This window comes from Curtobacterium sp. PhB190 (genome assembly GCF_004365385.1).
Classification (GTDB): Bacteria; Actinomycetota; Actinomycetes; order Actinomycetales; family Microbacteriaceae; genus Curtobacterium.
On sequence record NZ_SODN01000002.1, the window covers coordinates 182,229 to 205,395 of the forward strand.

The window sequence follows — 23,167 nt, forward strand, 5'->3', positions numbered from 1 at the left end:
GTGCACGTGGTCGTCGTCGGCGCCTCGGTCGCCGGTCTGACGGTCGCCGAGGCGCTCCGGGCCGAGGGCCACAGCGGGCCGGTGACCCTGGTCGGCGACGAGCCCCACGTGCCGTACGGTCGGCCACCGCTCTCGAAGCAGGTCCTGACCGGAGCATGGGATGCCGATCGCGCGGCGCTCCGGACCGCCGCGGAGCTCGACGCCCTCGACGTCACGATCCGCAGTGGTGTCCGAGCCACCGGCCTCGAGCCGTCGGCGCACCGACTGCTGACCGATGCCGGCCCGATCGCGTACGACGTGCTCGTCGTCGCCACCGGGGCGACCGCGGTCCGACCCGCCGTACCGGGCGCCGAACGCGTGCACCTGCTGCGGACGCTCGACGACGCCGTGCGGCTGCGTGCCGCGTGGACGTCGGCCGAGCGGGTCGTGGTCATCGGCAGCGGGGTGCTCGCGTCCGAGATCGCGTCGGCGGCCCGGGGCAGCGAGCGCGCGGTCACGATGGTCGGACGTCGTGGCGGGCTGTCGTTCGGGACGGTCGGGCTCGCGCTGTCCGATCGGCTCACCGCGCTGCACCGGGCCGCGGGCGTCACGGTCGAACCGAGCGCCGGGGCACGGGCGGTCGAGGCCACGCGGACCGACGGCACGGGGCGCGGCGGCACGGGGCGCGGCGGCACGGCGGTCGTGCTCGGCGACGGTCGGCGCGTGCCGGCCGACGTGGTCGTGGCCGCGACCGGCGGACGTCCGAACGCGGCCTGGCTCGCTGGCTCCGGGCTGGTCGTCGACGACGGCGTCTGCTGCGATGCACGCGGGGTCGCGGCTCCCGACGTCTTCGCGATCGGCGACGTGGCGCGGTGGGCGGCGCCCGGGCTCGTACCGGCACCCGCTCCCGCGTCCGGCACGTCGCTGCCACCCCGTGTCGAGCACCAGACCAACGCGATCGAGCAGGCCCTGTCCGTCGCCGCGACCATCACCGGCCACGACGACCAGACCGAGCGCGTGCCGTTCTTCTGGTCCGAGGTGCACGGCGTGCTCGTGCAGGCAGCCGGCACCTTCGACCCCGCCGCGCCGCTCGAACCGTGGGACGACGACCCGGCCGTCCTCGTGCAGCGCTCCGGCGACCACGGCGGTGCCGGCGACCACGACAGTGCCGGCGACCGCGGTGGTACCAACGACCACGCGACCACGGGTGTCGTCGGCTGGGGTGCACCGCGGTCCTTCCGACGCGCACGACGGCTCCTGGCGGCCGGCATCCCGACACCCACCCGATGACCCGCACCGCACCGACCTGGAGGTCCCCGTGACCACTTCGACCGAACCCGCCGCCTGCCCGTTCGCGCACGCGCGCACCCTGCCCGTGGACGGCACGCCGCTCGCCCCGTCGCCGACACTCGCCGCGTGGCGCGCATCCGACGCCGCGGTACCGCTCGAGTACCAGGACGGCCACGTCGGCAGGGTCGAGACCCGGTGGGAGGCCGCGCGAGCGGTGCTCGGCGACCCGCGCTTCAGCCAGCTGCCCCACCGCATGCCGCGGAGCGACGCTGCACCGGCCCACGACCCAGCGCACGCAACCACGGCGCCTCCACCGGACACGCTCGACGACGCCGCACGCCGGTCGATCGACGCCGCCAACCTGCTCGCCCTGGACGGCGACGCCCACCAGCGCATGCGCCGCGGTGTGACCAGCCGGTTCTCGGTGAAGCAGGTCCGTGGTCGCGAGCCCTGGGTGCACGACACTGTGGCCGGCCAGCTCGCGGTGTTCCGGGCGCTGGGCCCCGGTGCCGACGTGTTCGCCGACTTCGCCCAGCCGATCGCCGCACGGACGCACTGCCGGGTGATCGGGGTGCCGGACGACCTGGTGCCGCAGTTCCGGGAACTGTTCGTCGACCAGGTGACGACGACCACCACCCAGCAGCGGTTCGACCACATCCGGACGGTCCTCGACCGACGGACGGGCGATCCCGGCGACGACGTCGTGAGCGACCTGCTCGCCTCGGACTTCGAGCGGTACGAGGTCGAGGGGCTCGTGTTCCAGCTCATGAGCGCGGGACACGACTCCGTCGCCTACCTGATCGCCACCGCCATGGTCGCGTTGCTCACGAACCCCGACCAGCTGGCCCTGCTCCGCGACGACCCGGACCGCATCGCGCCGGCCATCGAGGAGTTCATGCGAACCGGTGCGATGTTCCTGACCCTGTTCCCGCGGACGGCGACCGAGGACGTCGTCGTCGACGACCAGCTCGTCCCGGCCGGCACGACGGTGTCGGTCTCGCCCGTCGGTGCGAACCGGGATCCGGAACGGTTCCCGGACCCCGATCGCCTGGACGTCGAGCGGGACGCCTTCGGGCACCTCGGGTTCGGGCACGGTCCGCACGGGTGCGTCGGGCAGCAGCTCGCGCGGCTCGAGATCCGGCAGGCGCTCACGCAACTGCTCGCCGGCCTGCCCGGGCTCCGACTGCTCGACGCCGACCAGCTCCACCCGCTGCCGTTCGCGAACCCCGTCGCCACGTACGAGGCGGGAGCGGTCCATGTCACGTGGGGCCAGGAGACCGCGGGGACCGGCCCGAAAACCGATCCTCGTTCAATTTGTCCATCGATCTGAATTAATGCTGGCGCTCCGGCCCGGAGCGTCGTACATTTGTCGCCAGCCGCCCGGTGAAACGATTCACCTCCACCGGACGGTGTGCCGATTGTCAACGAAGATGACCGGAGGGACTCGATGTCGAGCCGACCACCACACCCACCCACCAGGCCCGCGCCACGCGACGTGTCGCGTCGGGCGTTCCTCGCAGCGATCGCCGCCGGCACAGCGACGATCGGGCTCGCGGGGTGCACCGTGATCAGCGGCGGCGCAGTTGCTGCCGACCAGCAGGGCATCCGACTCAGCAAGGACCCGGCACCTGGCCGCGACCACGTCATCGAGCTCTACAACATCTGGGGCGGCACCCTCGGCAACGCCTGGGTGCTGCTCGGGGAGCTCTACGAGAAGTCGCAGTCGCACACCGGCGTCCGGGTCACGTACGCGCCGCTGTCCGGCAACACCCAGATCCGTCTGCAGACCGCCATCGCCGCGGGCACCCCGCCCGACCTGGCCTTCTGCACGCCCGAGGAGTACCCGCAGTTCGCCGGGTACGGCGTCGTCACGAAGCTCGACGGCTACATGGCGAAGGCCGGCCTCGGCGAAGCCGACTACGCCCCGGCGGTGTGGAAGCAGATGACCGCGACCGACGGCATCTACGCGCACCCGATCCTGGTCGACGTCAACTTCCCGCTGTTCTGGAACAAGAAGGTCTTCGCCGACGCCGGCCTCGACCCCGAGACGCCGCCGACGACCATCGACGAGCTCGACCGGTTCTCGGACAAGATCCTGCGGAAGGACGGCCGGCGGATCACCCGCATCGGCACGATCCCGTGGGACTACTACGGCTTCAGCAACTCGATGTTCACGCTCGGCTTCGCCTTCGGCGGCAAGTTCATGAGCGACGACAACCAGGTCGCGACCCCGGACGACGACAACATCGTGCAGGGGCTGCAGTGGATGTGCGACTACGCGAAGAAGGTCGGCGGCGCCAGCCAGCTCGCCGTCACCGCTCCGTCGCAGACCCTGCCGTCCATCGCGAGCGGGAACGTCGGCATGGCGCCGATGACCACGACCGACAGCTCGAACGTCTACAAGCAGGGCGACGCGTCCAAGGTCGAGCTCGGCGCCGCACTGTTCCCCTACGCCGAGGGGCTCGGCTCCCCCGGCAGTGCCACCTGGCTCGGCGGCTACGACCTCTTCATCCCGAAGGAGTCGAAGGAGCACGACGCCGCGTGGGACTTCCTGCAGTTCGCGACCACGTCCGACGAGGGCACCCAGGCGAACTTCACGAACGGCACCCTGCTGCCCGGCTACACGAAGTCCCCGGTCCTGCAGGAGTTCCGCGACGACCCGACGGTCGCGATCTACCGCGAGGGCCTGCTGTCCGCGCGGAACATCCGACCGACGATCCCGGTCGCCAGCACCTACGCGACGGCACTCGACGTCGCCGTCAGCAGTGCCATCTACGGCAAGACGACCCCCGAGCGCGCCATGAAGAGCGTCGCCGCGCAGGTCAACTCCGCCCTCGACGAGTTCCGGAAGGAGCACCCGTGACCGTCACACGGAGCATCACGACCAGCGGACCGCGGTCGCGCGACAAGGGGTCCAGCTGGCTCACCCACTGGATCCCCCGCACCCGCGCGCAGCGACAGACGTTCCTGTGGGGGCTCTTCTTCACCGCGCCGGCGATCATCGGTCTCGTCGCCTTCACGGGTGGCCCGATCATCACCAGCGCCGTGAACAGCTTCACGAACGCCAACCTGCTCGGCGGCAGCCGCGACTGGATCGGCTGGGACAACTACCGGACGCTCTTCGCCGACGGCCAGTGGTGGCTGTCGCTCGGCAACACGCTCTTCATCACGGTGATCTCCGTCCCGCTCGGCATCGCCGTCGCGCTCGGCCTGGCACTGCTGCTGAACTGGCGGGTGCGGGGCCTCGGCTTCTACCGCGTGGTCTTCTTCGTCCCGTCCATCGTGCCGATCGTCGCCAGTGCGGTGATCTGGGCGTACGTCCTCAACCCGCAGTACGGCGTCATCAACAACGTGCTCGGGCTGTTCGGCATCCAGGGCCCCGGTTGGCTCTCGGACCCGGACTGGTCCAAGCCCGCGCTGATCCTGTTCGGGCTGTGGGGCGTCGGCAACCTCATGGTGATCCTGCTCGCCGGCCTGCAGGGCGTGCCGCAGGACCTGCTCGAGCAGGCGTCCCTCGACGGCGCCGGCACCTGGCAGCAGTTCCGCAACGTGACGCTGCCGTTCATCAGCCCGCAGCTGCTGTTCGCGACCATCACGGGCCTGATCGCCGGGTTCCAGTACTTCACGCAGGCGTTCGTGATGACGGGCGGGTACGGCGATCCAGCCGGCTCGACCCTGGTGTCCGGCGTCTACCTGTACCAGTCCGCGTTCTACCACTACCAACTCGGCTACTCGAGCGCGGTCGGCTGGGTGCTCTTCGTGATCATCGCCGCCGTCTCGATCCTGGCGTACCGGATCATCGGCCGGCGCGTCTACTACGGAGGTGAGGCACGATGACCGCCATCGACAGTCCGACCGGCGCGGCCGCGGCCGCCCTCGAGCCGGGGCAACCCGGCCGCCCCGGCACCGCGGAGCCCAGCCGACCGGTCCCGAAGCACCGCAAGCGCACCTGGCCGCAGGTCGCCGAGTCGATCGCGAAGCACTCCGTCCTGATCGTGCTGAGCGTCGTCTTCCTGATGCCCCTGTTCTGGATGGTGACGGGCGCGTTCAAGACCCAGGCGGACATCGGTGCGTTCCCGGTGAAGTGGTTCCCGGACACCATCACGACCGGCAACTTCTCGTACGGCCTCGCCACGTTCCCGCTGCTGCAGTACTTCTGGAACACGCTCGTGATCTGCGTGCCCTCGATGATCGGCGCCGCACTGTCCAGCGCGATGGTCGGCTACGGCGTCTCGAAGATCCGGTGGCCGTGGCGGAACGGGATCTTCACGATCCTGATCGCGACGATGATGGTGCCGTTCTACGTCACGATGGTGCCGCTGTTCGTGGCCTACCGTGACATCGGCTGGACGGGCACGTACCTACCGCTCATCGTGCCGACGTTCTTCGGCATCCCGTTCTTCATCTTCCTGATGCGCCAGTTCTTCCTCGGCATCCCCGAAGCGCTGTCGGACGCCGCACGCATCGACGGCGCCGGCGAGCTGCGTGTGTTCTTCCAGGTGATCCTGCCGCTCTGCAAGCCCGCGCTGGCGGCCGTGATGCTCTTCCAGTTCCTGGCGTCGTGGAGCGACCTGCTCGGCCCGCTCCTGTACCTGACGAAGTCGAGCCAGTACACCCTGTCCCTCGGCCTGACGTTCTTCCAGGGCGCGCAGGGCGACACCGCGGTCGGCCCCCTCATGGCCGTCTCGACCATCATCCTCATCCCCATCGTGGTGCTGTTCTTCTTCGCCCAGAAGACCTTCATCCAGGGCATCACGATGTCCGGCATCAAGGACTGACGAAAGGAACCGCATGACCGACACGACGACATCCACCGCCCGCCGTGTGGCCGGCTCCCACCCGACCGGGAGGCCCGCCACCGGCCCGCAGGACACGGTCGCCCCGTCGGGGCTCCGCGTCGAACACCTCCGCGACCCCCTCGGGATCGGCTCACCGACTCCGCGCCTGTCGTGGCTCGTACCCGACGCCCCCGCGGGCTGGTCCCCGATCGGAGCCGACGTCGAACTCGTCTCGCGGTCGGCGGGCGACGACGCCGGTTCCTCCGCCCGGGTCGACGGCTCCGGCGTCCTCGTCGCGTGGCCGTTCGCACCACTGACGTCCCGCGAGCGCGCGGTCTGGCGCGTCCGTGTGGTGGGCGACGACGGCACCGGAGCCGAGCACGCGACGGACTGGAGCGAGCCCCTGGAGGTCGAGGCGGGCCTCCTGGCCGACAGCGACTGGACCGCCTCGTTCGTCGCCGCGCCCTGGCGGGAGAACACCCGTGTCGACCAGGCACCGCCGGTGCTCCGGCGACAGGTCTCGCTGCGCGGGCCGGTCCGCCGGGCGCGGCTCGCGGTCGCGAGCCTCGGCCTGCACGAGGTGACCATCGACGGGGTGCGCGTCGGCGACGCCGAGCTCGCGCCGGGGTGGACGTCGTACGGACACCGCGTGCGGTACCTCGTGCACGACGTCACCGGACACCTGTCGCAGGGCGGCGACGTCGTCCTCGGCGCGCGCCTGGCGGACGGCTGGTACCGCGGCCGGATCACCTGGGACGACCGTATGCGGAACGTCTACGGCGACCGCCTCGCACTCATCGCCCAACTCGAGGTGGAGTACGAGGACGGCACGGCCGAGACCTTCGGCACCGATGACTCCTGGCGCGCCGCACGCGCCGGGATCCTGCTCTCCGGCCTCTACGACGGAGAGAAGTGGGATGGCGGAGTCGAGCCCGACGGTTGGCAGGCCGTCGGGTTCGACGACTCCGACTGGGACCCGGTCGAGGTCCTCGACCGCCCGTCCGCCTCGCTCGTCGCCGCCGACGGCCCCGTCGTCCGGGTGACCGAGGAGATCGAACCGACGTGGTCACGGCGTTGGGACGCCGGCGCGATCCAGCTCGACTTCGGGCAGAACCTGCCGGGCCGCCTGCGGATCCGGAACCACGCGGTCGGACCGTTCGGCGTCACGATGCGGCACGCCGAGGTCATGCAGGACGACGAGCTCGCCACCAGGCCACTGCGCACCGCGAAGGCCACCGACGTCTTCTACTCCGGGCCGTCCGACGACGGCACCGGCACGTGGCACCCGCGGTTCACGGTGCACGGGTTCCGCTACGCCGAGGTCGAGGGATGGCCGTCCGCGACGCTCGAGCCCGGGGACATCGTCGCCGAGGTCCTGCACTCGGACATGCGCCGCACCGGGTGGTTCCACTGCTCGGATCCACGACTCGAACGGTTCCACGAGAACGTCGTCTGGTCGATGCGCGGCAACTTCGTCGACATCCCGACCGACTGCCCGCAGCGCGACGAACGGCTCGGCTGGTCCGGCGACCTGCAGGTGTTCACGCCCACCGCGGCGTTCCTGTACGACTGCGCCGGCGTCCTGCGGTCGTGGCTGCGGGACCTCGCGCTCGAGCAGCGACCGGACGGCGGCGTGCCGCACTACGTGCCGACGCTGCCGGGCGCCGACCCCGAGGGCAACCACGCCGCCGTGTGGGGCGACGTGGCGGTGCTCACACCCTGGGAGCTGTACCGGGCGTACGGCGACGTCGGGCTGCTCGAGGACCAGTGGGCCTCCGCCAAGGCCTGGGTCGACGGGGTACACGCGACCTCGGACGAGTCGTTGGTGCGCGTCGACGGCTTCGAGTTCGGCGACTGGCTCGACCCGCTCGCCCCGCCGGAGGACGCCGCGGCCGCGAAGGCCGACAAGTACTGCCTGGCGACGGCGTACTCCTACCGATCGACGTCGGTGCTGGCGGCATGGGCGGGGGTGCTCGGCGACTCGTCGGCCGCCGAGCACTACGCGGCGCTGGCCGGCCGGATCCGCGATGCATGGCGCGAGCGATTCCTGTCCGACGCCGGCGAGGTGCTCGACGACTCGCAGGCGTCCAGCGCGCTCGCGATCGTGTTCGGGCTCGTCGACGCCTCGGGGCCGGTCGGTGAACGGCTCGCCGCCCTGGTGCGCGCGAACGGGCACCGGATCGGCACCGGGTTCGCGGGCACCCCCGTGGTCTGCGACGCGCTGCTGCAGGCCGGGCACCTCGACGACGCCTACGCGATGCTGCTGCAGGACGAGTGCCCGTCGTGGCTCTACCCGGTGGCGCAGGGCGCGACGACGATCTGGGAGCGCTGGGACTCGTTGCTGCCGGACGGCCGTGTGAACTCCGGCGGGATGACGTCGTTCAACCACTACGCCCTCGGGTCGGTCGCGGACTTCATGCACCGGGTGGTGGCCGGCATCGCGCTCGCGTCCCCCGGCTACGGGGACATCCTGTTCGCCCCGCGCCCCGGTGGTGGGTTGACCTCGGCGGGGGCAGCGCTCGACACCCCGCACGGACGGGCGGCGATCGACTGGGAGGTCGTCGACGGCACGCTGTCGGTCTCGGTCACCGTGCCGGTCGGCGCGACCGCGGTGCTCGACCTGCCCGGCGCTCCGGCGACGCCGCTGGCCCACGGCACGTGGCAGGCCTCGGTTCCCGTGTAGCGCGGGCGGGCGCTTCGTGAGCAGGAATGGTCGGGTCGGGTCATCCCACCCGACCATTCCTGCTCACGAAGTCATCCGGGCACGCACTCGCGCTCAGTCCGGCAGCACCGCGTCCGGGATGTCCCGCAGGAAGATCTCGATCGTCTTCGGACCGATCCCCTTGAGCGTGCCGAGTCGGTCGCGCAGGTCCTTCCGCGATGCCGCGGTCTTCACCAGGTGCGACACGGAGCCCTCGTCGGCGTCGAGCGTGTGCATCGTCTCGTGCAGGGCATCGGTCATCTGGTAGTCGAAGCGCGCGTAGCCGCCCTCGTCCAGGACCCTCCGCAACTGCTCGCGTCCGGCGCCCGCGAACTTCCCCGGGCTGGTGAACCCGTGGTCGATGAGGACGCGGTAGGTCTCCGCCGCCTGCTCCTGCCGGATGGGCCTGCCGAAGAGCATGCTCGCGAGGAACCACCGGTAGAGCTGTTGGGGCTTGCCGTCGGACAGGTCGATCCCGAGGTCCGCGGCGTGGGTCACGTCGGCCATGGACCGGACGCTACCCGCCCCCCGCTCCCCGCTCCCCCGCTCCTCACTCGGCGGCGGCGGCCAGCTGGTCCTCCAGGTTGAACACCTCGGGCAGCACCCGCGCGGTCTGGTCCGCCCGACCCGCGGCACCGTCGAACAGGTCCTGCATGTGCGCCTCCCATGCGCTCGCGACTTCGGAGGCCGCGAGCGACGCGTCGGCATCGGCCACCGAGTCGGTCTCGTAGTAGCCGATCAGCAGGCCGTCGTCGTCGAGGAACAGGGAGTAGTTCCGCCGCCCCGCCGTGGCGATCGCCCGGAGCATCGCCGGCCAGACCGCGGCGTGCCGCTCGCGGTAGGCGTCCAGGTGCTCGGCCTGCACCTGCAGTCGGAAGCAGACGCGGGTCACCGGTCGGCCTCGGCGCGGCGACGCCGTTCGGCGTCCTGCACGGCGCGCTCGTCGGCGGTGCGCACGGTACCGGTGACGGTGGTCACGGTGCCGTACCGCTCGGCCTCGATCGCCTCGAGCGTCTTGCCCTGTGTGCTCGGCGCCCAGATGGTGCCGACCAGGAACGACATCGCGAGGAGCCCCAGGATGAGTCCGCCGAGCGCACGGAGTCCGATGTCGGACAGCAGCAGCGGGAACCAGATGCTCAGCAGACCGACCATGACCCGCGCGGCGAGGAAGAGCACGCCCTGCGCACTGGCCCGGTACCGGGTGGCGAAGAGCTCGCTCGTCCAGAGGCCGTAGAACGCCTGGGCACCGATGCCCGACGAGATGCCCCACGCCACGGCGAAGAACAGCAGCGTGCCGAGGTTCGCCGGCGCGTAGATCAGGACGGCCCAGGCGACGATCGCCAGCACCGCGCCGAGGGCGAACAGCAACCGTCGACTGACCCGGTCGCCGTAGCGCATGAAGCCGAAGTAGGTCGCGGCGACGGTGCAGCCCCACACCAGGATCTGCAGGCCGTACTGCTCGGTGACGCTCGTGACCCCGGTGGCCGAGTACACCCGCGGCTGGAAGATGCCGGCCTGCCCGGCGACGGTGTTCCAGAGCGCGTAGACGCCGAACAGGAACAGCATCGCGGTCAGGTTCCGGCGCCGGCTGAACAGCTGGGTGATCCCGTGGAAGAAGTTCGCGGTGCCTGTCGCGGCGCGCTCGTCTTTCCAGATCGCCGACTCCGGCAGCCCGCGGCGGAGCCACCAGACGACGGCGGCGACGACGAACAGGTGCGCGAAGATGAGCCGGCTGCCGAGCAGTCCGAGGGGTGCGGCGGCGATGGCCAACGCGAAGCCGACCATCGGGCCGATCGACCAGGCGAGCTGCGCGGTGCCGACGTGGGCGGCGCGCTTGTCCGCTGGTGCCTGCTCGGCGATGTAGGTCCAGCTCGCCGGCACCCCGGCGCCGACCGCGATGCCGGTCAGGATGAAGCCGACCAGCAGCATGCCGTAGCTGCCGGCGAAGACCGCGAGCAGGATGCCGAGCATGTAGAGCAGCAGGTCGTAGGTGTAGATGAACTTCCGGCCGTAGCGGTCGCACAGCGGTCCGCCGATGATGGCGCCGGCGGCCGCGCCGAACGCATTCGCCGACAGGCTCGCCAGCAGACCGACCTCGAGGTCGCCGACGTGGAACTGCGCCTGCCACAGACTGAGGCTCGTGGCGATCGCGATGATCGACCCCGACTCGATGTAGTTCGACATGGCGACCGAGACGGTCGCCTTCCAGCCCGTGGTGCTCCGGGCTCCGATTCGGACCGCCATTGGTCCTCCGTTCGCGTGTTCGCCAGTGAATCGTTTCAACGGGACAGCGAGACGATAGTGCGCCCCGGCGGGCGTTGGCAAGTCCGTGCTTTGCGCGTCCGCGTGCGGCGCGCCCGCGTCCGCACGGTGCGGGCCCGCGTCCGCACGGTGCGCGGTCGCTCACTCGGTGCGAGGTTGCCCGCTCCGTGCGGCGCTGCAAGCGCGCACCGAGCGGCCAACCTCGCACGTGGCGGCGCAGCACGCACGGTGCGACGCCGGAGCGGAGCACGCACGGGGCGCGGCCGCACCCACGATCTCGCACCGTGCGGTGGACGCGACCACCCACCGGACGGGAGGCCCGGGCCCAGCCCGCACCGCGCCTCCCGTCCGCCGTTTTCCACAGATCACGGCGCGCACCACCCGGAAGCGCAGGTGCGATGCCAGGATGGCCACATGGCGGTCAGTGTGCGAGAGGTGGCAGCGCTCGCCGGCGTGTCCCTGGGGACGGTGTCGAACGTCCTGAACCGTCCCGACAAGGTGGCCCCGACCACCGTCGACCGGGTGCAGTCCGCCATCGCCGCGCTCGGGTTCGTCCGCAACGACTCCGCACGCCAGCTCCGGGCCGGCCGCAGCTCCACCGTCGGCCTGATCGTGCTCGACGGCGGCAACCCGTTCTTCACCGACGTCGCGCGCGGCGCCGAAGACGCCGCGATGGACAAGGGCCTGGCCGTCCTGATCGGCAACTCCGACGAGTCCACCGACCGCGAGCGCACCTACGTCGACCTGTTCGAGGAACGCCGCGTCGCCGGCCTGCTCATCTCCCCCGCCGGTGACGACCTGTCCCGCCTCGCCCGCCTGCGCGACCAGGGCACCGCCGTCGTGCTCGTCGACCGCCGCGCCGACGACGAGCACTTCGCCTCGGTGTCGGTGGACGACGTCGCGGGCGGTCGCATCGCGGTCGAGCACCTCGCGGCCATCGGGCGGACACGCATCGCGTTCGTCGGTGGCCCGTCCAGCATCCGCCAGGTTGCCGACCGGCACGCCGGGGCACTGTCGGCGGCCCGGGCAGCTGGTATCGAGCTCGAGGTCCTGCCGACCGCGTCACTGTCGGTGCTCGAAGGGCGTCGCATCGGCGAAGAACTCCAGGCACGCCCCCGCGGTGAACGGCCGGACGCGGTGTTCGCGGCGAACGACCTGCTCGCGGTCGGCCTCGAACAGGCGTTCATCATGCGCGGCACGATCGCGGTGCCGGACGAGATCGCGATCGTGGGCTACGACGACATCGCCTTCGCCGAGGCAGCCGTCGTCCCGTTGACCTCGGTGCGCCAGCCTGCACAGGACCTCGGGCGCCAGGCGATCGAGCTGTTGACGAAGCAGGTCGAGCTCGGGCAGGGCATCGACCTCGAGCACGTCGAGTTCACGCCGGAGCTCGTGGTCCGGCAGTCCTCCGTCGCCGACGCGTAGCCGACCGCCTCGCGTCTGCCCATCAGCCTGCCCGGCTCTGCGGCACGGACCGGCCGCCGCTGCGGCCTACGATCGGAGCATGGTGCATGTCCCCCGGCGCGACGGCCCGCCGAGCGTGCACCACGTCGCAGCTCGCGCCGGCGTCTCGCTGGCGACGGTCTCGAACGTCCTGAACCACCCCGAGCGGGTCGCCGAGTCCACGGCCGCACGCGTGCACGACGCGATCGCCGAACTCGGGTACACGCCGAACCGCAACGCCCGGGCACTGGTGTCCGGCAGCACCCGGGCGATCGGTCTCGTGGTCGCCTCGCTCCGCAACTCGCTGTTCACCGACGTGGTGAGCGGTGCGCACACGACCGCCCGCGAACGCCGGCGCACCCTGCTCGTCGCCAGCAGCGAGAACGACCTCGAGGCGCAGGGCGAACACCTCGCGTTCCTCGAGAGCACCCGGGTGTCCGGCATCCTGCTGGCCTCGATGACGGAGTCTCGCGCACAGGTCGAGGCAGCGAAGCAGCACGGCCTGCCCGTCGTCTACGTCAACTACGAACCGACCGAGGTGGACGCCTGCTCGGTGGTCGTCGACAACGAGCAGGCCGGGTACGTCGCCGCACAGCACCTCATCGAGCAGGGCTGCCGACGCATCGGCTTCGTGAGTGCCCGGCCCGACCTGCAGCCGGTGGCCCGTCGCCGCGCGGGGCTCCTCCGCGCGATCGCGGAACACCCCGGAGTCGAACTCGTCGACGTCGACGCCGGTGACATCGACCCGCCCGGCGGCACCGACGCCGGCGCGCGGATCGCCGCGATGCCGGTCGCCGAACGGCCCGACGGCGTCCTGGGCGTCACCGACCTGCTCGCCATGGCGGTCGTCTCCGAGCTCCGAGCCGCCGGCATCCGCGTGCCGGAGGACATCCCGGTGTCGGGGTGCGACCACAACTCGGTCGCGTGGGGTGGCGCGGTGCCGTTGACCTCGGTCACCATGCACGGCGAGGAGATGGGCGCCACCGCGGTGGCCCTGCTGCTCGAGGAGCTCTCCGACCCGATGCACGTCCACCGCACCGTGGTGCTCGGCAGCGAGCTCGTCCCCCGCGAGAGCACGCTCGGCCGCGCCGGTGCAGCGGCCGCGCGGGCCACGGCGCCGAGCGACCCGCGCCGCACCGAGGCCTGAGCGCGCGAAAGCGACAGTTCTGCGGCACGGGACGCCGTCTGGTCCGGCAAAGCGACAGATCCGCGCGAACAGTTCGCGGCACACTGTCGCTTTCGCGGGTGGGGTGGAGGCAGGGCGGGCGAAGCAGGGCGGGTGGGGCGAGGCGGGACCGCGCGCACCAGGCATGCGCGTTCCCGTAACGAAATCGGCACAGCGATTGACACGCTTCAATCCACGTGGTTCCATCCTGATTGAAACGTTCTAAACAGCAGCAACCGGAGCCCACGACGACGCGGGATCCGGGTCCGTTTCACCCGGGGTACCCCGCCCCGGGCCTTACGAGGAGGTAAGGAATGTCAGCTCGTTCCCTGACCACGAGGACGCTCACCAAGCGCGCCGTCGTCAAACGGCTCGTCGCCATCGGCGGCGCCACGGTCCTGATCGGCGGGCTCGCGGCCTGTTCGTCCGGCGGTTCCGCCGACGAAGGCGGCGGCAAGGTGCAGATCACCTACCAGGCCGACAACTCACCCGCGACCGCAGCCACCGCGAAGCCGCTCATCGAGGCGTTCGAGAAGGCCAACCCCGACATCACGGTCAAGTTCGACACCCGCCCGCAGGGCACCGACGGCGACAACCTGGTGAAGACCCAGCTGTCGACCGGCGAGATGGCCGACGTCTTCAACTACAACTCCGGTTCGCTCATGCAGGCCCTCAACCCGGACAACACCCTGGTGGACCTGTCCGACGAGAGCTGGACGAAGGACGTCGACGAGCAGTTCACCAAGGTCGTCAGCACCGACAAGGGCGTCTACGGCGCTCCCTTCGGCACGAGCTTCGGTGGCGGCGTCATGTACAACAAGAAGGTCTACGCCGACCTCGGACTCAGCGTCCCCACCACGTGGGACGAGTTCATCAGCAACAGCGAGAAGATCAAGGACGCCGGCAAGGTCGCCCCGATCATCCAGACGTACGGCGACACCTGGACCAGCCAGCTGTTCGTGCTCGGCGACTTCGCCAACATCACGGCGCAGGACAAGGACTGGGCGGACAACTACACCGCGAACAAGGAGTCCTACGCCAAGGACCCCGCACTCGCCGGCTTCGACCACCTCGCCGAGGGCAAGGACAAGGACCTCTACAACGAGGACTACGCCTCGGCCACGCAGGCGAACGGCCTGAAGATGCTCGCCGACGGCACCGGGGCGCAGTACCCGATGCTGACGAACGCGATCTCGACCCTGCAGCAGGACAGCCCCGACGCGGTCGCGGACATCGGAGCGTTCGCGCTGCCGGCCGAGGACGCCGACGACACGAACCTGACCATCTGGGAGCCGAACGGCCTGTACATCCCGAAGACCACCGAGGGTGACGAGCTCGCCGCCGCGAAGAAGTTCATCGCCTTCGCGAACTCGGCCGACGGCTGCAAGGTGCAGAACGACACCGGAACCCCCGGTGGCCCGTACGTCATCTCGACCTGCTCGCTGCCCGACGACGTGCCCCCGATGATCGACGACCTGCAGAAGTACCTGGACGACGGCAAGGCGAGCCCGGCGCTCGAGTTCCTGTCCCCGATCAAGGGCCCGAACCTCGAGAAGATCTGCGTGCAGGTCGGCTCCGGCATCACCAACGCGGCCAAGGGTGCTGACCAGTACGACGACGACGTCGTCCAGCAGGCACAGCAGCTCGGCATCAAGGGCTGGTGACACGGTGACCGCGACACTCACGACGGCACTCGAGCCGGCGAAGACCCGAGCGGGTTCCGGCGGGACCGGTCCCGCGCGCAAGCGGATGCGCTCGTTCTACCCCGCGTGGTTCTTCATCCCCGCGATCGCGCTGTACGTCGTGTTCTTCGCGGTCCCCACCTTCGCCGGGTTCTACTTCTCCCTCACCCGCTGGACGCTGTTCGACCAGACCTTCATCGGTTTCGACAACTTCGTCCGGTTCTTCCAGGACCCGCAGCTCGTCTCCGGGTTCGTGCACACGTTCCAGTACGGCTTCGTGACGAGCGCGGCGAAGGTGGTCATCGGACTCGCCCTCGCCCTGCTCCTCACGTCGCCCGTGCTGGGGCGCGGCTACCTGCGGGCGGTCGTGTTCTTCCCGGTGCTCGTGTCGACGATCGGCATCGGCATCACGTTCAAGGCGCTGATGGACCCGTTCCACGGGATCATCAACGGCGTCCTCGGCTCGGTCGGCCTCCCCACTCCGGGGTGGCTGACCGACCCGGCCCTCGCCCTGTGGAGCGTCGCCGCGGTGGACGTCTGGAAGGGCGTCGGCATCGCGACGCTCATCTTCATCGCCGGCATCGTGGCGATCCCGCAGGAGTACTTCGAAGCCGCAAGGGTCGACGGCGCGAGCGCGTGGTCGATCTTCCGGAACATCACCCTGCCGCTGTCGCGTCCCGCGATGGGCACCGTCATCATCCTGTCGCTGATCGGCGGGCTGCGGTCCTTCGACCTGATCTGGGCGATGACCGGCGGTGGGCCAGGGTTCACCAGTGACGTCATCGCGAGCGTCATCTACAAGCAGTACCAGGCCGGGTTCTACGGCCTGTCGACCGCCGGCAACGTGGTCCTGTTCGTGGTCGTCACGGCGATCATGGTCCCGATCTCGTGGCTCCTGAACCGCAAGGAGGCGGACCTGTGACCGCCGTCACCAGCCCCCGCCGGACCGCCGGCCGTGCGCCGACGCCGGCGAGCCGGAACCGCCACCCGGGCCGGACCCGACGGTGGATCATCGGCTCGATCGCCATCGTCGTCAGCTTCGTGGTGTTCCTGGTGCCGTTCGTCTTCGTCCTGCTGCAGGCCATGAAGAACCCGGCCGAGGCGAACCAGCTCGGCTTCAGCCTGCCGACCGAGTGGCAGCTCTGGCAGAACCTGCAGGCCGTGTTCGGATCCGGTGACGGCGTGATCGTCCGCGCGTTCCTGAACAGTGCGGTCCTGACCGTGGGCAGCGTGATCGTGATGGTCGTGTTCTCCGCGATGGTCGGGTACGTGCTGCAGCGTCGTCCGAGCAAGTGGAACGGCGTGATCAACTTCTTCGTCCTGGCGGGCCTCATCGTCCCGCCCGCGATCGTCCCGACGATCTGGGTGCTGCAGGGGCTCAACCTGTTCAAGACCATGGGCGGGATGATCCTCATCGAGGCGACCTTCGGCCTGTCGTTCTGCATCCTGCTCTTCCGGGCGTTCGTGGCGACGATCCCGAAGGAGCTCGACGAGGCAGCCGTCCTCGACGGCGCCGGACCGATCCGTCTGTTCTTCGGCGTCGTGCTGCCGCTGCTCAAGCCGGTCATCATCACGGTCGTGCTCGTGCAGTCCGTCACGGTGTTCAACGACTTCACGAACCCGCTGTACTTCCTGCCGGGATCCGAGAACGCCACGGTGCAGCAGACGCTCTACTCGTTCCAGAGCCAGTCGGTAAGCCAGCTCAACCTGCTGTTCACCGACGTCCTGCTCATCACGATCCCGCCGCTGATCCTGTACATCTTCTTCAACCGCCAGATCGTCGCCGGCATGACCAGCGGCGCCGTCAAGGGCTGACGCCCGACCTCTGCCTGGAGGCGCGACCCGCCTCCGCCGCACCGCCCACCCGGGCGGGCGGCCGGGCCCCGGACCCCCGCACCGGTCGACGACGACCGGTCGCGTGAAAGGACACACCACATGACCGCCTGGACAGCACCGTTCATCACGAGCGACGCCGACCTCGGGAGCGCACCGATCCTGCGCCGCGAGTTCACCCTCGACGACGGCCACGGCGCCGTCACGAGCGCGACCCTCGACGTCAGCGCCCTCGGCGTCGTCGAGGCGTGGCTCGGTGGCGAACGCGTCTCCGACCACCTGCTCGAACCGGGGTGGACGAGCTACGAGTGGCGCATCCGCGTCGTCTCGCACGACGTCACGCCACACCTGACCGAGACGCCCGCAGGTGGCGCCGCCGTGCTCGCACTCGTCCTCGGCAAGGGCTGGGCCGCCGGTCGGCTCGCCTGGGGTGGCGGCGGCGGCTGGTACGCCGACGAGCCCGCCGCGTTCGCCGAGCTCCGCATCACCTTCGCCGACGGCCACGAACAGCTCGTCGCCACCGACACGGACTGGCAGGCCCTGTCCAGCGCGATCACCGCCGACCAGCTGTACGACGGCGAGGACATCGACGCCCGACTCCGCGACGGCTCCTTCCTGACGCCCGGCGAGGTCACCACACCGAGCGTCGACGGCCACGAGGGACGCACCAGCGCCGTGCGCACCGTCGACATCGGCGAGCGCGAACTCGTCGCCGACACCGTGCCGCCGGTCCGACCCCTCGCCGAGATCGCCCCCGTCGAGGTGTGGACGAGCCCGTCCGGCGCGACGCTGATCGACTTCGGCGTGAACCTGGTCGGCTGGCTCCGCGTGGTCGCCTCTGGGCCCGCGGGCAGGGTGCTGACCCTGAAGCACGCCGAGGTGCTCGAACACGACGAGCTCGGCACCCGCCCGCTGCGCACCGCGAAGGCGACGGACCACTTCACCCTGAGCGGCGGTGAGGACCGCTTCGAGCCCCGCTTCACCTTCCACGGCTTCCGGTACGCCCAGGTCGACGGCTGGACCGGCACGCTCGACGAACTCCGCGCGGCCGTCACCGCGGTGCAGGTCGGCTCCGACCTGACCCGGACGGGCACCTTCGAGTCCAGCCACGAGCTGCTCAACACGTTCCACGACAACGTCATCCGGGGCATGCAGGGCAACTTCCTGAGCGTCCCGACCGACTGCCCGCAGCGTGACGAGCGCCTCGGCTGGACGGGCGACATCGCGGCGTTCGCGCCGACGGCGTCCTACCTGTTCGACACCCGCGCGTTCCTGGGCGACTGGCTCCGCGACGTGTGGCTCGAGCAGCAGCACGCCGACGGTGTCATCCCGTTCGTGGTGCCGGACGTGCTCAAGTACTCCCCCGCCGAGGACTTCGGCACCCCCGACGCCACCGCCATCTGGTCGGACGCCGGCGTCTGGGTGCCGTGGACCCTGTACCAGGCCTACGGCGACACCGCGGTGCTCGAGGAGCAGCTCGACTCGATGACGGCGCACCTCCGCCGCATCAAGGGCCACCTGTCACCCGAGGGCCTGTGGGCCACCGTCTTCCAGTTCGGCGACTGGCTCGACCCGGACGCCCCGCCGGAGGACGCCGCCAAGGCGAAGGCCGACCCGGGCGTCGTCGCGACGGCGTGCGCGTACCGCAGCGCGACCCTGGTGGCGCAGGCGGCGCGGTTGACGGGCCACGAGGCGGAGGCGACGGAAGCCGAGGAGCTCGCCACGGGCCTCCAGGCCGCGTTCCGTCAGCACTACGTGACCGACGGCCGCATCCGGAGCGACTGCACCACCGTCTACGCGCTCGCGATCGTGTTCGGCATCCTCGACGAGGACGACGAGCGCCGTGCGGGCGACCGCCTGGCGGAGCTGGCCGAGCAGTCCGGGTACCGGATCTCGACGGGCTTCGCGGGTACGCCGTTCATCACCGACGCGCTGACGCAGACCGGACACCTCGACGACGCGTACCGGCTGCTTCTGCAGACGGAGTGCCCGTCGTGGCTGTACCCGGTGACGATGGGTGCGACGACGGTCTGGGAGCGTTGGGACTCGATGCTGCCGGACGGCACCATCAACCCGGGTGAGATGACCTCGTTCAACCACTACGCACTCGGTGCCGTGGCGGACTGGATGCACCGGGTGGTGGGCGGTCTGTCGGCGCTCGAACCGGGGTACGCCTCCGTGCTCATCGCACCGCAGCCGGGCGGTGGCCTGACGTGGGCTTCGACGTCGCTCGACTCCGTGCACGGGCACATCGCGGTGCGGTGGGAGCTCGTCGACGGCGAGCTGCTCGTCCGTGCACAGGTGCCGGAGGGCGTCACTGCGGTCGTGCGCCTGCCGGGTGCTGCGGAGCAGCGGCTCGGCGCTGGCTCGCACGAGCTGCGCGCGCCGGCTGCGGTCCCCGCGGCGTAGCGCGGGGAGCGGACGGTGGGCTGGTCACGGTGGGTGCGCGGGACGCCTGACGGCGCTCGCCCGGCGTCGCGCCCCCGGGCGGTCTTCGCGCCCCGACTCTTCGGGGCGCGAAGACCGCAACGGGGCGCGCAGCCCGCGCCCGTCCCGCGCCCCCGTGCGCGCATCGCGCCCGCGCCCGTCCCGCATCGCGCCCCCGTGCGGTCATCGCGCCCCGACTCTCCGGGGCGCGATGACCGCAACGGGGCGCGCGACGCAACACACCCCACACGGTTGCGGCAGACCGCCGCGACCCGTACTGTATGAAACGATTCAATCGCACACGAGGAAGTGACACGATGACATCGACCCCGACCTTCACCGGCATCGCCGACCAGCTCGCACGACAGCAGATCGAGCTGCCCAGCTGGGCCTTCGGCAACTCCGGGACCCGCTTCAAGGTGTTCAGCACGCCCGGCACCCCGCGCGACCCGTACGAGAAGATCGCCGACGCCGCCCAGGTGCACAAGTACACGGGCCTCGCACCGACCGTGGCCCTGCACATCCCGTGGGACCTCGTCGACGGCTTCAGCGACCTCAAGCGGCACGCCGAAGAGCACGGGGTGTCGCTCGGCACCGTGAACTCGAACACGTTCCAGGACGACGACTACAAGTTCGGCGCCCTGACCCACGTCGACGAGACGATCCGGCAGAAGGCGATCGACCACCACCTGCGCTGCATCGACGTGATGGACGCCACCGGCAGCCGCGACCTGAAGATCTGGCTCGCCGAGGGCTCGAACTACCCCGGGCAGGAGGACATGCGCTCCCGCCAGGACCGCCTGCACGAGTCGCTCAGCACGATCTACGACCGCCTCGGTGCCGACCAGCGCCTGGTGCTCGAGTACAAGTTCTTCGAGCCGTCGTTCTACCACACCGACGTGCCGGACTGGGGCACGAGCTACGTGCAGACGTCCGCGCTCGGCGACAAGGCGATGGTCTGCCTCGACACCGGCCACCACGCCCCCGGCACGAACATCGAGTTCATCGTGATGCAGCTCCTGCGCCTCGGCAAGCTCGGCAGCTTCGACTTCAACTCGCGGTTCTACGCCGACGACGACCTGATCGTGGGCGCAGCGGACCCGTTCCAGCTGTTCCGCATCCTGGTCGAGGTCATCCGCGGCGGCGGCTACGACAACCACGACGTCGCGTTCATGCTCGACCAGTGCCACAACATCGAGGACAAGATCCCCGGTCAGATCCGCTCCGTGCTCAACGTGCAGGAGATGACGGCCCGGGCACTGCTCCTCGACCGCGTGGCCCTGACCGCAGCGCAGGAGGCCCACGACGTCCTCGGCGCGAACGAGGTCTTCATGGACGCGTACCAGACCGACGTCCGGGCGGACCTCGCCGCGTGGCGCGAATCCCGCGGTCTGCCGGCGAACCCGATGCGCGCGTACCTGGACTCCGGGTACCAGCAGTCGATCGCCGAGGACCGCGTCGGTGGCGTCCAGGCCGGCTGGGGCGCGTAGACAGATGACGATCAACGACCTGGAGGCTCGGGTGGACCCCGCAACGCACGGCACCGACGCAGACACCACGATCAGTGCGCTCATCGCGCGCTCGAACGCGCTCGGCTCGGATCCGCGGATCACGAACTACGCCGGCGGGAACACCTCGGCGAAGGGCACCGACACCGACCCGGTCACGGGCGAGCCGGTGGAGCTGCTCTGGGTGAAGGGCTCCGGGGGCGACCTCGGCACCCTCACCCCGGCGGGCCTCGCGGTCCTGCGCGTCGACCGCGTCCGTGCCCTCCAGGACATGTACGCATCAGAAACAGGCCCGGGAGTGGAGCGCGAGGACGAGATGGTCGCCGCGTTCGACTACACGCTGCACGGCAAGGGCGGTGCCGCCCCGTCCATCGACACGGCGATGCACGCCCTGGTCGACGCCGCGCACGTCGACCACCTGCACCCGGACGCCGGCATCGCCATCGCGACGGCGGCGGACGGACCAGCCCTGACGTCGACGATCTTCGGCGACACGGTGGTGTGGGTGCCGTGGCGCCGACCCGGGTTCCAGCTCGGGCTCGACATCGCCGCGATCAAGCGGGACAACCCCCAGGCGATCGGCACGATCCTCGGCGGCCACGGGATCACGGCTTGGGGCGAGACGAGCGAGGAGGCCGAGGCGAACTCGCGCTGGATCATCGACACCGCCGAGCAGTTCATCGCGGAGCACGGGAAGGCCGACCCGTTCGGCGGATCCCGAGCAGGCTTCGAGGCGCTGCCGACCGAGGAACGCCACGCACGCGCCGCCGCCCTCGCACCGACGATCCGCGGCATCGCCGGGCACGACAAGCCGGTGGTGGGGCACTTCACCGACAGCGATGTCGTGCTCGAGTTCCTGGCGTCGTCGCGCGCCGAGGAGCTCGCCGCGCTCGGCACGAGCTGCCCCGACCACTTCCTGCGCACCAAGGTGAAGCCCCTCATCCTCGACCTGCCCGCCACCGCGAGCGTCGACGAGCAGACCGCCCGCCTGCACGAACTCCACGAGCAGTACCGCGCGGACTACCAGGCCTACTACGACCGCCACGCGAACCCGGACTCCCCCGCGATCCGCGGCGCCGACCCCCTCATCGTGCTGGTGCCCGGCGTCGGGATGTTCTCCTACGGCAAGGACGCCCAGACCGCCCGCGTCGCCGGGGAGTTCTACGTCAACGCGATCAACGTCATGCGCGGCGCCGAGTCGCTGAGCACCTACGCCCCCATCGACGAGGCCGAGAAGTTCCGCATCGAGTACTGGGCCCTCGAAGAGGCGAAGCTGCAGCGGATGCCGGCCCCCAAGAAGCTCGCCACCCGCATCGCCCTGGTCACCGGAGCCGCGAGCGGCATCGGCAAGGCGATCGCGAAGCGCCTGGCCGCCGAGGGTGCCGCGGTCGTCATCGCCGACCTCGACCTCACGAAGGCGCAAGACGCTGCGGCCGAGATCGGGAACACGGACAGGGCCATCGGCGTCGCGGCGAACGTGACGTCCGCAGCGGAGATCGAGCAGGCCATCCAAGAGACGCTGCTGCACTTCGGCGGCCTCGACCTCGTCGTCAACAACGCCGGACTGTCGCTCAGCAAGAGCCTGCTCGAGACCACCGAACAGGACTGGGACCTGCAGCACGACGTCATGGCGAAGGGGTCGTTCCTGGTGTCCAAGGCGGCAGCGAAGGTCCTCATCGAGCAGGGCCTCGGCGGCGACATCGTCTACATCTCGTCGAAGAACTCGGTGTTCGCCGGTCCGAACAACATCGCGTACTCGGCGACGAAGGCCGACCAGGCGCACCAGGTCCGGTTGTTGGCGGCGGAGCTCGGCGAGCACGGTGTCCGCGTCAACGGGATCAACCCCGACGGCGTCGTCCGTGGCTCGGGGATCTTCGCGAGCGGCTGGGGAGCGAACCGCGCGAAGACCTACGGCATCGAGGAGCAGGACCTCGGCGCGTTCTACGCCCAGCGCACCATCCTCAAGCGCGAGGTCGTCCCGGAGAACGTCGCGAACGCCGTCTACGCCATCTGCACCGACGACTTCTCGCACACGACCGGGTTGCACGTGCCCGTCGACGCGGGTGTCGCCGCCGCGTTCCTGCGCTGATGAACGACAA

General features: G+C 70.5%; 17 protein-coding genes. 14 read left to right on the forward strand and 3 right to left on the reverse strand.

What is annotated here, in order from left to right:
- The 6 genes from EDF47_RS03635 (at position 1) to EDF47_RS03660 (ending at position 8,730) form a co-directional block, all read left to right on the forward strand.
- Entirely contained in the window at positions 1 to 1,269 is a 1,269-nt protein-coding gene (locus tag EDF47_RS03635) for an NAD(P)/FAD-dependent oxidoreductase (RefSeq protein WP_166673182.1), read from the forward strand.
- Positions 1,270 to 1,297: 28 nt separating this feature from the next.
- The gene (locus tag EDF47_RS03640; RefSeq protein ID WP_133937958.1) at positions 1,298 to 2,599 is read left to right on the forward strand and encodes a cytochrome P450; all 1,302 of its coding nucleotides are present in this window, start codon (positions 1,298 to 1,300) and stop codon (positions 2,597 to 2,599) included.
- A gap of 165 nt (positions 2,600 to 2,764) precedes the next feature.
- Positions 2,765 to 4,132: an extracellular solute-binding protein gene (locus tag EDF47_RS03645; protein ID WP_165918785.1), complete on the forward strand. Its 1,368-nt coding sequence runs from the start codon at positions 2,765 to 2,767 to the stop codon at positions 4,130 to 4,132.
- Entirely contained in the window at positions 4,129 to 5,106 is a 978-nt protein-coding gene (locus EDF47_RS03650) for a sugar ABC transporter permease (RefSeq protein WP_208320968.1), read from the forward strand. The genes EDF47_RS03645 and EDF47_RS03650 overlap by 4 nt, the downstream gene beginning before the upstream one ends.
- A complete protein-coding gene (locus tag EDF47_RS03655; RefSeq protein ID WP_131879473.1) occupies positions 5,103 to 6,047 on the forward strand; it encodes a carbohydrate ABC transporter permease in 945 nt (314 codons plus the stop codon). The genes EDF47_RS03650 and EDF47_RS03655 overlap by 4 nt, the downstream gene beginning before the upstream one ends.
- 13 nt (positions 6,048 to 6,060) lie before the next feature.
- A complete protein-coding gene (locus tag EDF47_RS03660; protein WP_133937960.1) occupies positions 6,061 to 8,730 on the forward strand; it encodes an alpha-L-rhamnosidase in 2,670 nt (889 codons plus the stop codon).
- Between the two features lie 93 nt (positions 8,731 to 8,823).
- On the opposite strand, the gene EDF47_RS03665 is transcribed toward EDF47_RS03660, so the two are convergent.
- The 3 genes from EDF47_RS03665 to EDF47_RS03675 are packed head-to-tail and all read right to left on the reverse strand — an operon-like array spanning position 8,824 to position 10,992.
- A complete protein-coding gene (locus EDF47_RS03665) occupies positions 8,824 to 9,255 on the reverse strand; it encodes a DNA methylase (RefSeq protein ID WP_133937962.1) in 432 nt (143 codons plus the stop codon).
- Positions 9,256 to 9,298: 43 nt separating this feature from the next.
- On the reverse strand, positions 9,299 to 9,640 hold the full coding sequence (locus EDF47_RS03670) for an L-rhamnose mutarotase (RefSeq protein WP_131879475.1): 342 nt from the start codon (positions 9,638 to 9,640) through the stop codon (positions 9,299 to 9,301).
- Complete coding sequence (locus tag EDF47_RS03675) at positions 9,637 to 10,992, reverse strand: MFS transporter (protein ID WP_208320969.1); 1,356 nt, start codon at positions 10,990 to 10,992, stop codon at positions 9,637 to 9,639. The genes EDF47_RS03670 and EDF47_RS03675 overlap by 4 nt, the downstream gene beginning before the upstream one ends.
- Before the next feature lie 432 nt (positions 10,993 to 11,424).
- On the opposite strand from EDF47_RS03675, the gene EDF47_RS03680 reads away from it, so the two are divergent.
- The 8 genes from EDF47_RS03680 (at position 11,425) to EDF47_RS03715 (ending at position 23,157) form a co-directional block, all read left to right on the forward strand.
- Positions 11,425 to 12,435: a LacI family DNA-binding transcriptional regulator gene (locus EDF47_RS03680; RefSeq protein ID WP_123291975.1), complete on the forward strand. Its 1,011-nt coding sequence runs from the start codon at positions 11,425 to 11,427 to the stop codon at positions 12,433 to 12,435.
- 79 nt (positions 12,436 to 12,514) lie between these two features.
- On the forward strand, positions 12,515 to 13,600 hold the full coding sequence (locus EDF47_RS03685; RefSeq protein ID WP_132099989.1) for a LacI family DNA-binding transcriptional regulator: 1,086 nt from the start codon (positions 12,515 to 12,517) through the stop codon (positions 13,598 to 13,600).
- Positions 13,601 to 13,932: 332 nt separating this feature from the next.
- Positions 13,933 to 15,282, forward strand: coding sequence for an ABC transporter substrate-binding protein (locus EDF47_RS03690; protein ID WP_131845794.1), 1,350 nt, complete (start codon positions 13,933 to 13,935; stop codon positions 15,280 to 15,282).
- A gap of 4 nt (positions 15,283 to 15,286) precedes the next feature.
- Positions 15,287 to 16,222, forward strand: coding sequence for a sugar ABC transporter permease (locus tag EDF47_RS03695; protein WP_243649937.1), 936 nt, complete (start codon positions 15,287 to 15,289; stop codon positions 16,220 to 16,222).
- Between the two features lie 86 nt (positions 16,223 to 16,308).
- Positions 16,309 to 17,115 carry a carbohydrate ABC transporter permease gene (locus tag EDF47_RS03700; RefSeq protein WP_235036067.1) on the forward strand — a complete coding sequence of 269 codons (807 nt, stop codon included), beginning with the start codon at positions 16,309 to 16,311 and terminating at the stop codon, positions 17,113 to 17,115.
- Positions 17,116 to 17,235: 120 nt separating this feature from the next.
- Positions 17,236 to 19,542, forward strand: coding sequence for an alpha-L-rhamnosidase (locus tag EDF47_RS03705; protein WP_133937964.1), 2,307 nt, complete (start codon positions 17,236 to 17,238; stop codon positions 19,540 to 19,542).
- A gap of 335 nt (positions 19,543 to 19,877) precedes the next feature.
- Positions 19,878 to 21,050, forward strand: a complete 1,173-nt coding sequence (rhaI, locus tag EDF47_RS03710) for an L-rhamnose isomerase (protein ID WP_133937966.1) — start codon at positions 19,878 to 19,880, stop codon at positions 21,048 to 21,050.
- A 4-nt stretch (positions 21,051 to 21,054) separates the two neighbouring features.
- The gene (locus EDF47_RS03715; RefSeq protein WP_131879481.1) at positions 21,055 to 23,157 is read left to right on the forward strand and encodes a bifunctional aldolase/short-chain dehydrogenase; all 2,103 of its coding nucleotides are present in this window, start codon (positions 21,055 to 21,057) and stop codon (positions 23,155 to 23,157) included.
- The last annotated feature ends 10 nt before the right edge of the window (positions 23,158 to 23,167 follow it).